The 13,991-nt window shown below is 66.0% G+C and carries 10 protein-coding genes; 4 read left to right on the top strand and 6 right to left on the bottom strand.

The features are described from left to right. Nucleotides 1–90: 90 nt before the first annotated feature. Both DZC52_RS11785 and DZC52_RS11780 read left to right on the top strand, forming a co-directional pair. On the top strand, nucleotides 91–585 hold the full coding sequence (locus DZC52_RS11785) for a nuclear transport factor 2 family protein (protein WP_181918928.1): 495 nt from the start codon (nucleotides 91–93) through the stop codon (nucleotides 583–585). Then, nucleotides 582–1,118, top strand: coding sequence for a chalcone isomerase family protein (locus tag DZC52_RS11780; RefSeq protein WP_116651334.1), 537 nt, complete (start codon nucleotides 582–584; stop codon nucleotides 1,116–1,118). The genes DZC52_RS11785 and DZC52_RS11780 overlap by 4 nt, the downstream gene beginning before the upstream one ends. A gap of 56 nt (nucleotides 1,119–1,174) precedes the next feature. On the opposite strand, the gene DZC52_RS11775 is transcribed toward DZC52_RS11780, so the two are convergent. The 5 genes from DZC52_RS11775 to DZC52_RS11755 all read right to left on the bottom strand — a co-directional run bounded on the left by DZC52_RS11775 (nucleotide 1,175) and on the right by DZC52_RS11755 (nucleotide 7,537). Further along, entirely contained in the window at nucleotides 1,175–2,539 is a 1,365-nt protein-coding gene (locus DZC52_RS11775) for an NAD-dependent succinate-semialdehyde dehydrogenase (protein ID WP_116651333.1), read from the bottom strand. Further along, nucleotides 2,536–3,813 carry an ectoine hydrolase gene (gene doeA, locus DZC52_RS11770; RefSeq protein WP_116651332.1) on the bottom strand — a complete coding sequence of 426 codons (1,278 nt, stop codon included), beginning with the start codon at nucleotides 3,811–3,813 and terminating at the stop codon, nucleotides 2,536–2,538. The genes DZC52_RS11775 and doeA overlap by 4 nt, the downstream gene beginning before the upstream one ends. Further along, a complete protein-coding gene (locus tag DZC52_RS11765) occupies nucleotides 3,810–5,072 on the bottom strand; it encodes an aspartate aminotransferase family protein (protein WP_116651331.1) in 1,263 nt (420 codons plus the stop codon). Before DZC52_RS11765 ends, doeA begins: the two co-directional genes overlap by 4 nt. A gap of 51 nt (nucleotides 5,073–5,123) precedes the next feature. Further along, a complete protein-coding gene (gene doeB2, locus DZC52_RS11760) occupies nucleotides 5,124–6,302 on the bottom strand; it encodes a N(2)-acetyl-L-2,4-diaminobutanoate deacetylase DoeB2 (RefSeq protein WP_245960815.1) in 1,179 nt (392 codons plus the stop codon). Between the two features lie 200 nt (nucleotides 6,303–6,502). Further along, nucleotides 6,503–7,537: a GlxA family transcriptional regulator gene (locus DZC52_RS11755; RefSeq protein ID WP_116651330.1), complete on the bottom strand. Its 1,035-nt coding sequence runs from the start codon at nucleotides 7,535–7,537 to the stop codon at nucleotides 6,503–6,505. A 127-nt stretch (nucleotides 7,538–7,664) separates the two neighbouring features. Between DZC52_RS11755 and DZC52_RS11750 the strand changes: the two genes are divergently transcribed. Next, nucleotides 7,665–8,768, top strand: a complete 1,104-nt coding sequence (locus tag DZC52_RS11750) for an SAM-dependent methyltransferase (RefSeq protein ID WP_116651329.1) — start codon at nucleotides 7,665–7,667, stop codon at nucleotides 8,766–8,768. 61 nt (nucleotides 8,769–8,829) lie between these two features. Beyond that, nucleotides 8,830–9,294: a DUF4442 domain-containing protein gene (locus DZC52_RS11745; protein WP_116651328.1), complete on the top strand. Its 465-nt coding sequence runs from the start codon at nucleotides 8,830–8,832 to the stop codon at nucleotides 9,292–9,294. A 245-nt stretch (nucleotides 9,295–9,539) separates the two neighbouring features. On the opposite strand, the gene DZC52_RS11740 is transcribed toward DZC52_RS11745, so the two are convergent. Continuing rightward, nucleotides 9,540–13,847 (bottom strand): helix-turn-helix domain-containing protein, encoded by a 4,308-nt coding sequence (locus DZC52_RS11740; protein WP_181918927.1) that lies wholly within the window; start codon nucleotides 13,845–13,847, stop codon nucleotides 9,540–9,542. Nucleotides 13,848–13,991: the final 144 nt, after the last annotated feature.

Here is a 13,991-nt window from a genome sequence, read left to right as displayed (position 1 = left end):
GCCATGGAAAAGCACAGGAAAACGATCAGGTGTCTTGCCGCCGGCCTCGTCCTCGGGGCGACTGCGGCCTGCGCCGGGAGCGGACCGATGATGGACGAACGGACAGTCGACGCCTATCACCAGGCATTGGAGAACATGCCTGGCGACAGCGCGGGTGTCGAGCAGGGAGTCGATACCTTCCGCCAGACCTATGCGGACCTGACTCGCCAGGACCTGGCGGAACGGATTGGTGAACTCTACGCCGAAGAAATCTATTTCAACGACACCGTGCACATCATCCGCAAGCGGTCAGACCTGGTCGACTACATGGCCCGTACCGGGTCGAAACTGGAAGAGAACAGTGTCGTGGTCCACCGCGTCATCCGGGACGGTGCCGACGTCTACGTCCGCTGGGAAATGACTTTCCTGAGCCGAGCTGCGGGAAAGCGCGTAGAGTCTCACTCCATCGGCATGACCCACCTGCGCTTCAACGCCGATGGCCAGATCATTCTCCACCAGGACTTCTGGGATAGCGGCAGCGCCCTCTATGCCCACCTGCCCGTGGTCGGCTTTTTCGTCCGTCGCGCCCAGGGAGCAATGCAGTGAATCGCCTTCTTCCCGCAACCATCCTGGTGGTTTCGGCGGTTCTTTCGACCGCCGGCGAAGCCTCTACCGGGAAGACCGAACTGCAGCGATGTTCCGAGGTGGAGCTGAAGGTCATCGGGCTGTTCAGCGTCGGCACCGCCAGCCTTCACCTCGCCGACTGCAGCGATCGGGATCGCGTCCTGGAACGTGTTCCCAAGATGTTTTCCCTGGAACTCGACCGCGACATCGCGGGCTCGGACCTCATCGACAGCGCCAACGATCTGCTGGTCGACAACCTGGACCTCCAGTCCCGCGCGGCACTGCCCGAGGAACTGGCCTGCCTGGCGAATGCCTATGTTGACGCGGCCGAGGGCGAACGCTTCGACGTCACCTACCAGCCCGACGAACGCCTGGCGCTCTACCGCAACGGCGAACTGCTTCGCGAATGCCCCGACCGCGGACACGGCCACCAGTACTTCCAGATCTGGTTCGGCGAAGAACCCTTCAACGACAAGATGAAACGGCGACTCCTCGAGCGGGCGGCGCGTCCCTGATCGCGACGACTTCGATGGCCTGGAGTGCTGATTGGTCTCACGCGGAGCCTCTCTGACTACGCCACCCACACCTGCTGGGCGTTGACGAATTCGCGGATGCCGTGCGGGCCGAGCTCGCGGCCGATGCCCGAGCGCTTGACGCCGCCCGAAGGTAGCCTGGGGTCGGTCTTGACGATGCCGTTGACCGCCACCTGGCCGGTTTCGAGTCGGTTCGCCAGGGCCGCGCCACGTTCGGTGCTCGTCCAGATCGCCGCCGCCAGTCCATACTCGGTGTCGTTGGCCAGTTCGACGGCCTCGTCCTCGCCGCTGACTTTCATCACCACGGCGACCGGTCCGAAGGTTTCCTCCTTCGCGGCGGTCATCTCGCGGGTGACGTGGGTCAGCAGGGTCACCGGGTAGAAGAAACCCTCGCCCACGGGCAACTCACCGCCGAGCGGGCAAAGCGCTCCGGCCTGCACGGTTTCGCGCACCTGGCGGTGCAGATTCTCGCGCAGATCGGCGCGCGCGATCGGGCCGATGTCCGTGTCCTCGCCCCCGGGGTCGCCCAGCTTCAGGCGCGCCAGGCGCTCGTGCAGCAGTTCGACGAAGCGGTCGTGCACCGACGCTTCGACGATGATGCGCTTGGCCGCGATGCAACTCTGCCCGGCGTTGATGATGCGCGACAGACAGATCGTGTCGGCCGCCTTCTCCAGGTCGGCGTCGGCGAGCACGACGGCGGGATCCGAACCGCCCAGCTCGAGCACGGAATGCTTGATCTCGGCCGCCGCGGTGGAGGCGACGATGCCCCCAGCCTTTTCCGAACCGGTGAAGGATACGGCCTGAACCCGCCGGTCGCGGATCACGCCCGCGACACGCTCGGTTTCCAGGGGCAGGTTGGTGAACAGTCCCGCCGGCGCGCCGGCATGATCAAACAACTCGCCGATCGCTTGCGCGCAGGCCGGCACGTTGGGGTCGTGTTTCATCAGGCAGGCGTTGCCGCCCATCAGGGTCGGCGCGGCAAACCGGAAGGCCAGCCAGAACGGCGCATTCCAGGGCAGGATGCCCAGGATCACGCCCAGTGGCAGGTACTGCACGTAGCTGTCGCTGGCATCCGAGGCCAGCCTTTCGGTGGCGAGATACCCCTCGGCATGCTCGGCATAGTGCTCGGCGCACCAGGCCGCCTTGTCGACCTCGCCGCGGGCCTCGCGGATGGGCTTGCCCATCTCGTCGCACATCAGTCGCGCCAGGCGCTCGCGGTCGTCGCGCATTCCGGCGGCAACGGCTTCGAGGACCTTCGCACGATCGGCAAAAGTCGTGCGGCTCCAGCCGGAGAATGCACTCTGAGCCGCCGCCAAGCGCTGCTCAAGGGCCTCATCGGTCAGCGCCTCGACCTCGTACTGTACTCGTCCGGTCGCCGGATTGATCGATTGGAGCTTGCTCATTGTCCGCGCGCCTCCCCGATGTGCTTGACCGACTCCTTTCCCGCGACGCTTTCGCTCACCGGTTTCGGCACCTGCCCGGACTTCGGGCGCGGCAGCTCCTGCGGCGCCTGGTCGGGCTTGACCACGAAATCCTCGTCCATCGTGAAGAACGACTTGCAGCCGTCGGCGGTGACGTGGATCGTGTCGGAGATCCCGACCGTCTTGTCGCCGTCAACGCCCCACATCCAGGGAATGATGTGGAAGGTCATGCCTTCCCTGAGCACGCGCGAATCACCCTGCTTGAGGCTGATGATGTAGCCCTCGTCCCAGCTCGGCGGGAAGGCGATTCCGATCGAATAGCCCGAGCGGGTGATCAATCGCGCGCCGACCTCGTTGGCGGTAATGATGTTGCGCACCAGGTTGTCGGCGTCCGACACCGTCATGCCCGGGCGGATTGCCTGCTTGATCTCGTGCAGGGCCTGCTTCATGCGCTCCTGGGCGTGGGCCATCGAATGCGACAACTCGCCCAGGACCACCGTGCGCATCATCGCGGTGTGGTAGCGGCGATAGCAGCCGCCGACCTCGAGAAAGACGTGCTCGCCCGGCTGCACCGTGCGGCCCTCCCAGGTGGCGTGGCCGATCATGCTGCGCGGGCCGGAGGTGACGTAGGGCATGACCGCCGGCGGTTCGCCGCCGGCGCGGAACATGCCGTCGGAGATCGCCGCCCCGATCTCGTTCTCGGTCACGCCGGCGCGAACGGCCTCGAAGCCGGCCTTCATGCCGGCCTCGGTGGCGACCGCGGCCTTGCGCATGATCTCGAGCTCGAACTTCGACTTGCATACCCGGCCTTCCTCGACGATGCCGAAGCAGTCGAGCAGCTTGCCGTCGACGAAGGTCGTGTGAATACTGTCCTGGTGATAAGCCGGGAAGAAGTAGCTGTTGCGCTCGTAGCCAATGTTCTTGCCCGTCAGGCCGAATTCGCGCAGGGATTCGACCAGCATCTGGATGGCATCGCCGGTGTCCGGGTACGGTCGCGTCTTCTCGACCCAGGTGCGCGCATGGATGTTGGATTCCTCCAGCATGCGCGTGATCATGAACGGCTCGTTCTCCAGCGGCACCACCAGGGCCTGAAAGAAACTGTACCCGGTGGTCTGATAATCGGTCAGGTACATCAGGTTTTCGGGGTCGGTGATCACCACCGCGTCGAGCAGACGCTCGGCCATGCGCTGGCGCAGCTCCCCGAGCCGGCGCTCGTACTCCTCGAAGGGAAAGGTCATGTCGTCGCGCTGTCTCATGCCGCCGCCCTCCGCGCCGTGGCCACCGCCTGATCGAGGATGTCCAGACCTTCGGCGAGATCGGACTCGGGAATGGTCAGCGGCGGAATCAGCTTGAGGACCCGCCCACCGGTGCCGCAGGCGCCGATCAACAAGCCGTTCTCGAAGGCGGTCGAGGCAATCTGCTTGGCCAGCTCGCCGTCGCCGACGTCGAGCGCCTGCATCATGCCGCGCCCGCGCACCGAGAAACCGTCGTGACCCTCGGCGATGGATTCCAGGCGCCGGCGCATGGTTTCAGCATGGGCGCGGACCGCGTTCATCAACTCGTCGTCGTCGAAGTATTCCAGCGCCACGGTGCCGGCGACGAAGCTTAAGCCCTGGCCGCGGAAGGTGCCGGTGTGCTCGCCCGGCGACCAGTGCCTGTCGTACTCGGGCTTGACCAGGTTCATCGCCATGGGTGTTCCGAAGCCGCCGATGCCCTTCGCCAGGGTGATGATGTCTGGATCGAGGCCCATCCCGTCGAAGCTGAAATAGTGGCCGGTGCGACCACAACCGGCCTGGATGTCGTCGTAGATGACCAGGGCGCCGAGGTCCCTGGCCAGGTCCTGGACGGCCTTCAACCACTCGGGTCTTGCCACGTGCACGCCGCCCTCGGCCTGAATCGGCTCGATCAGGAACGCCGCCGGCGGCTCGAGACCGCTGGAGGAATCCTCGTACAGGGCGCGGAGCTGGTCGACCCAGGCCAGGCAGTCTTCCAACGGCACCTCGTCGCTGCCGAAGGGCTGGCGGTAGACATGCTCCAGCGGCACGCCGGCGGCATTGCGGAAATAGGCATTGGCGGTGCAGGCCAGCGAGCCCAGCGTCATGCCGTGAAAGCCGTGCTCGTAGGCCACGACGCTTCGGCGACCGGTCACCTTGCGCGCCAGCTTCAGCGCCGTCTCGACCGCATTGGTGCCGGTCGGGCCCATGAACTGCAGCTTGTGGTTCCAGCCTCGGGGCTTGACGATGGTGTCGACGAACTTCTCGATGAAATCACGCTTGACGTCGGTGTACATGTCCAGGCTGTGGGCCACGCCGTCGCGCTCGAGAAAATCGATCATGGCGCGCTTCATGCGGGCATTGTTGTGGCCGAAATTCAGCACCCCGGCGCCGGCAAAGAAGTCGATGTACGACTTGCCGTTCTCGTCTGTCTGTCGGGCGTTGGACGCCGACTTGAACACGGTCGGATACAGCCGGCAGTAGCCACGGATGTCCGATTCCCACTGTTCGAATACCTGCATGTTGCACCTCCTTGGGCTCTGACCCGGCGCGACTTCGGCCGGGCGCTCTTGCTATTGCTCCTTCACTGGACAACCAGCGATTCGGGCGTAGGTTCGGCCGACCACTTCGATCAGCCGGTCGTTGAAGTCGTATTTCGGGCTGTGGCAGGGGTGTTGATGCCCCGGACCGTCATCGGCGCCGACCAGGGCGAAGGCGCCGGGAATCTCGTTGAGGTAGTAGCTGAAGTCCTCCGAGGCCATGATGGGCGTCTTCAGTCCGACATCCAGCCCGCCTTCCCCCAGCTCGGCGACGAGCGCTTCGCGGAATTGCGCAGCCTGCTCGGCGTGATTGACCGTGGCGTCGTAGCGCGGCTGGATGCTCACATCGGCTTCGACGCCGTGGGCTGCCGCCGTGTTCCGGGCGATCTCTTCGAGGAGCTCTTCCATCTGCCGGCGTGTGTCGGGATCGCCGAGGCGAAAGCTCCCGCCGATGACAGCGCCGTCGGGTATCACCGTCGGCGCACCGCCGTCGGCCTGAATGCGGGTCACGCTCAGCACCGTCGGCGCCTGCGGCGAAATTCGCCGACTCACGACTTGCTGTAGCGCGGTGACGATGGCCGAAGCGGCCAGCACCGGATCGCGGCAGAGCTCGGGCTGGCTGGCGTGCCCGCCCTGCCCGCGCACGTTGATCTCGAAGGTGCCATTGCCCGCCATCACGGCGCCGTCCGGGCAGACGGCCTTGCCGAAAGGAATCGCCGGCCAGTTATGCCACCCGAAAATCGCTTCCACACCCTCGAGGGCGCCGCCGTCGATCATCGCCTTCGCGCCGTGACCACCCTCCTCGGCCGGCTGGAACAGCAGGGTCACCGGCCCCGGCAGCTCGGCTTCGTGCGCCTTGAGCCAGCCCGCGGCCGCCAGCAGCGTGGCGGCGTGCCCGTCGTGCCCGCAGGCGTGCATGCAGCCATCCCGCCTAGAAGCCCAGTCCACGCCGCTTGCCTCGACAATGGGCAGGGCATCGATATCGGCGCGCAGGGCAATCGAGCGCCCGGCCGCGGCCTCGGCCAGCTTCGCCACCGTTCCGGTGCCGGCGCAGGCACGCCAGGCAATGCCGAAGGCATCCAGGCAGCGGCGAATGACCGCGGCCGTCTCGTGCTCCTCCCAGGTCAGCTCCGGCGCGCGATGCAGGTCACGACGAAACGCCACAGCCTCGTCGACCATCGTGCGCCAGTTGTCAGCCAGGTGGTTCGCCACGGCCGCGACTCCCGAAAGAATCAACCCGGCAGGCACCGGGTCGAGGGAAAAACAAAAGGCTCCATCAGCCGCCGAGCCCGCCATCTCTGCCTAGGCTAGACCCGCGATCATCCCCCGTGCAAGCACTTTCGTTTAGGCCCAAAACAGTTGCGCGGCAAGCATTTAGCCGATTCTTCCGGTCAATGATCCGGCCGGGGCGCTTACCCGGCCAGCCGACGAATCCCCCGGAACTTGCGGCGATACTGAAGCGGCGTGAGGCCGACCCGCGCGGCGAACTTGCGACCGAAGAAAGCCGCGTCCTGGTAGCCCACCGCCTCGGCGATCGCCTCGACGGGCTCCTCGCCGGCTTCGAGCATCTGCTTGGCCTCTTCGAGCCTCAGAGTCAGCACATAGTCGATTGGCGCCATACCGGTCGCCTTCCGGAACCGGCGCTTGAAGGTGCGTTCGTTGAGGCCGGTCAATTCGACCATGCGCGCCACCGGCGAGGATTCCTCGTAGTGTTCGGCAATCCAGGCCTGCGCGTTGGCAATGAGGGCGTCCTGACTCTGACGCGTCACGGCCAGGGCAGCGAAGGCCTGCTGGCCGGCCTGGTGCCAGTCGATCAGGTGAATCTTCGCCGCCCGCACGGCTTCCTGTCCACCGCAGAAACGGGCGATCAGGTAGAGGCCCAGATCCATCCACGACGTCCCCCCGCCGGCCATGATCAGCCGCTCACCCGCTCCGGTCGCCAGCAGGATTCGGTCCGGCTGCACCTGCACATCCGGATGGCGGCGCGCCAGGAAGTCGCAGTAACCCCAGTGCGTCGTGGCTGCCAGCCCCGACAGCAGACCGGTTTCGGCCAGGACAAGCGCGCCGGTGCAGGCCGTCGCGATCACGCCGCCGGCGGCGTGGTAGCGGCGAAGCCAGTCGATCTCGCGAGCGTAAAGTCGCTCGGGCGCGTCTTCGGGGTCGAGCACGACCTCGAGCAGGCAAACGGCGTCGGGGCGATAGCCCGCGTCGAGGCCACGGCCGGGCCGAACCACGGCGCCCTGGGCGAGTTCGACCGGCCGGGCATCCATCGATGCGATCCGGACATCGATCATCGAACACCCCTTCCTGCCTTCCACAACGGCCGGCCAGTCACGACCCGGAGCGGCCAGTAACTCCTGCATGCCGTAGATGGGCGAAGCGGTCGCCCGATCCAGGGCCAGTATGGCGATCTCGATCGGGCGCTCGCCCCGCGAGGGGCTGTCCATCGATCTCACTCCTCGTTCAACGGGTTCGGCGTGTCCGGTATGACCATTCTAGGTCCCTTTTGGCTTTAGTGCCCGGGCTTCGGCCGCCCTAATCTGGGCGCACTCAAAAGCCAACTGGAGATATGCAATGAGTGCCAACCCCGAAATGCTTGCGACCGCCGACCCGGCGCTCAGCGAGCGCTTTGCCGAGCGAATCGGCGGCATGATCAACGACAGTGCGGTCATCGTGATGATCGCGCTCGGTCACCGGCTGGGCTTGTTCGACGCCATGGGCGACAGCGACCGTCAGACGTCTCCGCAGCTCGCCCGGCGCACCGGCCTGGCCGAGCGCTACGTCCGGGAGTGGCTGTCGGTCATGGCCACGAGCAGGATCGTCGAGTACGACCCGGCCGAACGCACTTTTCAGCTCCCGCCCGAGCACGCCGCGAGCCTGACCCGCTCGGCGTCGCCGGACAACCTGGCCGTGACGGCGCGCTTCATACCGCTCCTTGCACGGATGGAAGAGCCGATCATGGCCTGCTTCCGCTCGGGTGAAGGTCTGGCCTATGACGACTACCCCTGCTTCCACGAAGTCATGGCCGAAGACAGTTTCCAGACCGTGGTATGCGCCCTGTTCGACACGATCATCCCGATGGTTCCGCAACTGCAGGAGCGCCTGGAGGCGGGCATCCGCGTTCTCGATGCAGGATGCGGTCGCGGGCTCGCGCTGGTGGAGATGGCGCGGCGCTACCCGTGCAGCGAGTTCGTCGGCTACGATCTTTGCGCGGAGGCCTTCGAGCCGACGCGTGCCCGCTGCCGGGAGGAAGGGCTGGACAATGTCCGCTTCGAGGCTCGCGACTTGCGCGATTTCGACGAGCCGGGGAGCTTCGACTTCATCGCCTCCTTCGACGCGGTCCACGACCAGGCCGACCCACAGCGCCTGCTCGACGGGATTGCCCGGGCGCTCCGGCCGGGAGGCGTCTACCTGATGCAGGACATCGCCGGCTCGAGCCACCTCGAAAACAACATGGCCCATCCCCTCGGCCCTCTGATCTACGCCATCTCCTGTGTCCACTGCACGCCGGTTTCACTCGGCCAGGGCGGACCCGGGCTGGGCACGATGTGGGGCGAGGAGCTGGCGCGCTCGATGCTGGAATCCGCCGGTTTTGGTCACATCGTCAGCCACAAGCTGGAGCACGACCCCTTCAACGTCTACTTCATCGCAAGCCACGACGAGCGGCCCCGGGCATAACGGTATGATGAGCGCCCCCTCGACAACCGTGCACCGGCCCCGATCCGGAAAAGGAAATCGCATGAACGCCTGGACGATGCGGCTGCTGTTCAACCTGTACCCGCCCTACCTGGGCACGGGAATCGTGGTTCAGCACATCGCCCCGGACTTTCGCCACATCGTGGTCGACATGAAACTGCGCTTCTACAACCGCAACTACGTCGGGACGCACTTCGGCGGCAGCCTTTCGGCCATGACCGATCCGTTCTACATGTTGATGGTCATGAAGAATCTGGGCAGCGACTACATCGTCTGGGACAAATTCGGCACGATCGACTACCGAAAGCCCGGTCGCGGCAGGGTCCGGGCGGAGTTCCGGATCGACGAGCCCTTTCTCGCAGAGATCCGCGAGGCGACCGCCGGCGGCCGGAAGTTCGAGCCCACCCTGGCGGTCGACATCGTCGACGAGGAGGGCGATGTGGTCTCGCACACAACCCGCACCCTCTACATCCGCCGCAAGCGCCGGAAACGGGTGGCCGAGGAGTAGAACCGGGTCCGGGAAGCCCCGGAAAAAGAAACGCCGGCGCCCTCGCGAGCGCCGGCACTCCTTTTCCCCTTCCCGTACGCCCCCCATCTGCCAATGGGACGGTCCCGAAGGACCATCGCGCGCGCCACGCAAGCCCGCATGACGGTTCATGCAGACTCTGCATGTAGAAGTATCCTAACCGCCTGTTTCGCAGGGGACTTGCACATATCCGACCATCGGTTGCACTGACCCGACAATAGCGGGTTTTACCCCGATCCCTGCTCGCGACGTCGCCATTTGGAGGGGGACAGACCTTCCTGCTGGGTGAAGGCGCGGGAGAAATACTGGGGGCTGGAGAAGCCGCAACTGAAAGCGATGTCCTGCACGGCCCGACCCGTTTCGGCAAGCAGGCGGCGGGCACGCTCCAGGCGATAGTTCTGCAGGTGTGCCGCCGGGCTCCGTCCGGTCAGCGCCTTGAGCTTGCGCTGCAGGGTGCGCTGCTCCATGGCCACGAACTCGGCCAGCTCGGCCACACCGGCGTCGGGATCCTCGAAATTCGCCTCGAGCCAGTTGCGCACCCGCGCGAGGAGTTGCGCATCCCGCTCGGAGAGATCCGGCAAGTCGTCGTGCTCGTCGGAAGGGTTGGCGCGCTCGGCGGTTCGTCCGGAGGTATCCATCTGCCGCCACAGGCGAGCCTGCACCCGTGCGCGGATGTCGGCCATTCGCCTCAGGCGCAGCCTCAACTCGGCCGGGTTGAAGGGTTTGGCCAGGAAATCGTCGGCGCTGAGCGAGAATCCCTGGAGACGGGTCGCCTCGTCCTGCCTGGCGGTGAGCAGAAGCACGGGCAGATGGCTGGTCCGGACGTCTTCGCGCAGGCGCTTGAGCATCTCCAGACCATCCATGCCCGGCATCATGATGTCGCTCACGACCACGTCCGGAAGGCGCTCACGTGCCAACCGCAGCGCCTCCGCGCCGTCGCTGGCCGCCAGGACCTGCCAGTCGCCGGCCAGGGCTTCGGCCAGATGCTGCCGCAGGTCCCGGTTGTCCTCGGCAACGAGAGCCGTTCCGAATCGGCCGGAGCCCGCGTCACCGGTCCGCACCTCCCCGGTCGTGGGCGCTCCCGGAATCTCGGGCTCCAGCGATTCCAGTTCGAGCTCCAGGCGCTGGCCGGCCAGCTGGTCGACCGGCGCGCCTTCCATGTGCCCGCGCCAGGCCGGCAAGCGGACCCGAAACTCCGCGCCCTGCCCCGGGTCGCTGCTCACCTCGACGCTGCCTCCGTTGGCCCGGGCGGCCTCGCGAACCAGCGTCAGGCCGATCCCGGCACCTTCGATGCGACCGTGTTCATGCGCCGGCATACGGCTGAATCGCTCGAAGATCAAGTCCTTCTGGCCGTCGGCGATACCGGGGCCGTCGTCACTGACGGCGATCAGGACGCCGCCCCCGCCGTCACCGACCGCGACGCAAACCTTCGAGCCCGTCGGACAGTACTTCAGTGCGTTTCCTATGAGGTTGAGCAGGATGCGCTCGACGTCGGCCTGGTGGCACTGGGTCAGCCAGCGCCCGTCGACCGAGGTTTCCAGTCCGATGCCGCGCTGGTCGGCCAGCGGCCGGAACGCATCGACGGTCATCACCACGACCTGGTCGATCGACCAGGGGTCCGGCGCGGGCTGTTCGCGCGTGGACTGGAGCCGCGACAGGTTGAGAAGCTGATCGACCAGGCGAAGCAGACGCCTTAGATAGCGACGGGCGGAAATGATCGCGCCGGCGTCTTTCGGATTGCGCGAAAGCCGGTCGATGCTCGCTTCGATCAGCGTCAGCGGAGTCCGGAACTCGTGCGAGATATTGGCGAACAGGGTCGTGCGCGTGTTCAGGACTTCCTCGAGTTCGCCCGCCTGGCGATCGACGAGATCCTTCTGCTCGCGCAGTTCGCGCGTGCGTGTCGCCACGACCTGCTCCAGCCGCCGCCGACGCTTGCGCTCGGCGAGCAGGAAGCCGCTGATCAGCATCGCTACAACGGCGACGTAGAGGGAAAACGCCCACGCCGAGAGCCAGGGCGGAGAAGCCACCCGGAGAGTCAGGAGGTCCCGCGCCTCGGACCAGACACCGTCGCTGTTGGCCGCCTTGACCACGAAGCGGTAGTCCCCCGGCGGGAGATCCGGATAGCGGACCGGTCGCACCGAGTCGGTGGTGACCCATTCATTGTCGATGCCGACCAGACGGTAGGCATACCGGTTGCGCGACGGTTCCGAGAAGTGCAGCCCGACGAAGGCCACTTCAAGCGAGTTGCGATCATGAGGCGTCGTCACCGACACCTTTTCGGCAGCATCGATCGGGACCGGCTCGCGATCGAGCTCAGCGCGCTGCAGGTAGACGCGGGGCGGATCGGGATGGAGCTCGATCTCGGCCGGCCGGAACGCATTGACGCCCTTGATCCCGCCGAAATAGAACAGGCCGCTCGCACCGATGGTGGCAACGGTATTGTTGAACTCCAGGGCCTGCAGGCCGTCTCCAAGCGTGAAGTGCCGCGAAATGCCGGTTGCTGGATTGAAGCGGATCAGGCCGCGATTGCTGCTCAACCAGAGCCGACCGGCCCGCGTGGGCAGGATCGCGTAAACCGTATTGTCCGGCAGGCCGTTGTTGCGATCGTGCCAGTGCCAGTCCATGAAGCGTCCCTCGAGCAGGTTGCCGTGGGCCAGCCCGCCCTGCTCGCTGCCCAGCCACAACCGGCCGTCCTCGGTTTGCGCCAGCCCGAAAATGAAGTTGCGCGGGTGTTCTCCGGGTCGCCCCGCAGGATGGTTTCGAACCAGACTGCCGTCGGCCGGATCCCAGAGCACGATTCCGCGGCGGGTGCCGACGAGAAGCTCGCCGGAGCGCAGGCGGATCATGTCGAAGATGGCATGCTCGAGTTCGTCGTCGCCCGGCGGGGCGATGGACAGCACATCGAGAAGCTGGATGTCTCCGCCGTCGGCGGCGACCCCGAACGTCATCAGCTTGCGGCTGCCGGCGGCCCAGAGCGTCCGCCCATCTTGGGAAAACACCATGGCCTTGATTCGGGGCTGGTCGCCGTCGATGTCGAAACCGTGGCGCGCGATGACCGTGAACTCGCCACCGGAGACCACGGCGAAGCCCTCGCTGGTTCCCGCCCAGACGTCCCCGGTCAGGGGGTTGGGCTTCAACTCCCATACGGCATTATCCGGAAGGATGCGCTCCGGCGACGCGAGCGTGTGCAGCGTCGCGGCGATCCGGCTGTAGGCACCGTCCCGCCGTTCCCATACCCGGATACCGCTGACGCTCAGGCCGGTCCACAGGAACCGGCGCCCGTCGCTTTCGGTTTCGAGAACCGCCCGCACCACGTTGTCGACGCCGAAGTATTCGCTGCTGGATGAGTCGATCACGTGCTCGAAACGAGCGCTCTGGGGCGCGAATCGCGACAGGCCGCCCAGTCCGCCGCCGACCCACACCGTACCGAAATGGTCCACGTAGACGTCATAGACGGCGGACCAGGGCGAGGCATTCAGCGACGACGGCCGGCTGGCATCGTGACGCAGAACGCGGAAACTGTCGTCGTCCGGATGGTAGAGCCCGATACCTTCCGGCAGGCCGATCCAGATGTAGCCCTGCCAGTCGTGGGCAATCTCGATCTGGTATTCGAGCTGGCTGGCGGCCTGCTCGGGATGCCAGCGACGCATCCAGCTACGCCATTCGCCGGACGCCGGATCGGCCTGAACGAGGGATTCGCGGGTCAGCAACCACAGGGACCCGTTCGGATCGGCGGCCAGCGCCGGCACCCAATCGTCTTCGTGCCCGTGTTCGCTGGGGCGAAGTCGGCCCACGACGGCCTCTTCGTCGGGGTCGAACAGCACGACGCCGTCCTGACCGGCCAGCGCCAGCTCGCCCGATGGCATGAGGACGATCGAGTGCTGGCGCACCTCCTGCTCTCCGATAGGATTGACCAGCACCCGGCGCAGCCGGGGCGCTTCGGCCTCGAATCGCCAGAGCCCGTGGGTGTTGTAGAGCCACACTCGCCCCTGCTCGTCGCTTATCGGAATGCCGCTGGAGCGCTCGGGTACCGATCCATCGAAAGGGACGGGGCGCAGACGGTTGCTGCTGCGGTCGTAGTGCAGGACATCCCGCACCGTCTGGACGACCAGGTCGCCGGCGGCATCCTCCGCCATTGCGCGGACCTGCGGCTGCTCTCGGTCCTGGCCAGTCGGCGACCGCCCGGACAGGGGAATCCGCTCGATGCGCAGGGTCTCGGGATCCAGCCTGTTGAGACCCGACCGCGTGCCGATCCACAGCGAGCCGTCGTGACAACGCAACAGCGACTGGATCCGGCTGTTGCTGAGCGTCGTGGGATCGTCCGGGTCGTGCCGGAAATTGCGGAATCCGTAGCCGTCGTAACGGCTCAGCCCGAACTGCGTTCCGAACCACATGTAGCCCAGCTCGTCGCTGACCATGTCCTGCACGGCCGACTGCGCCAGGCCGTGCTCCAGCGACAGATGTTCGAAACGGACTTCCGGGTAGGCCCCGGCTTCGATGCTGACGAGCAGCGCCAGTAGGATCGCCGCTCCCAAGAACTTTCGTAGATTCAAGTCGGCCAGCCCCTTCCAACCGATGCCCTGTTCCGGTGTCCGGCCGGGATCCGGGCGATCCTGGCCACCCTGCCCTGCCGAATTCATAAGATGGAAACAGTCTACATTAGAAACCCCGGGCGAGGA

This window comes from Wenzhouxiangella sediminis (assembly GCF_003410055.1).
Classification (GTDB): domain Bacteria; phylum Pseudomonadota; class Gammaproteobacteria; order Xanthomonadales; family Wenzhouxiangellaceae; genus Wenzhouxiangella; species Wenzhouxiangella sediminis.
The sequence above is the reverse complement of the archived record's forward strand: the minus strand, read 5'-3'. Positions and strand labels throughout refer to the sequence as shown.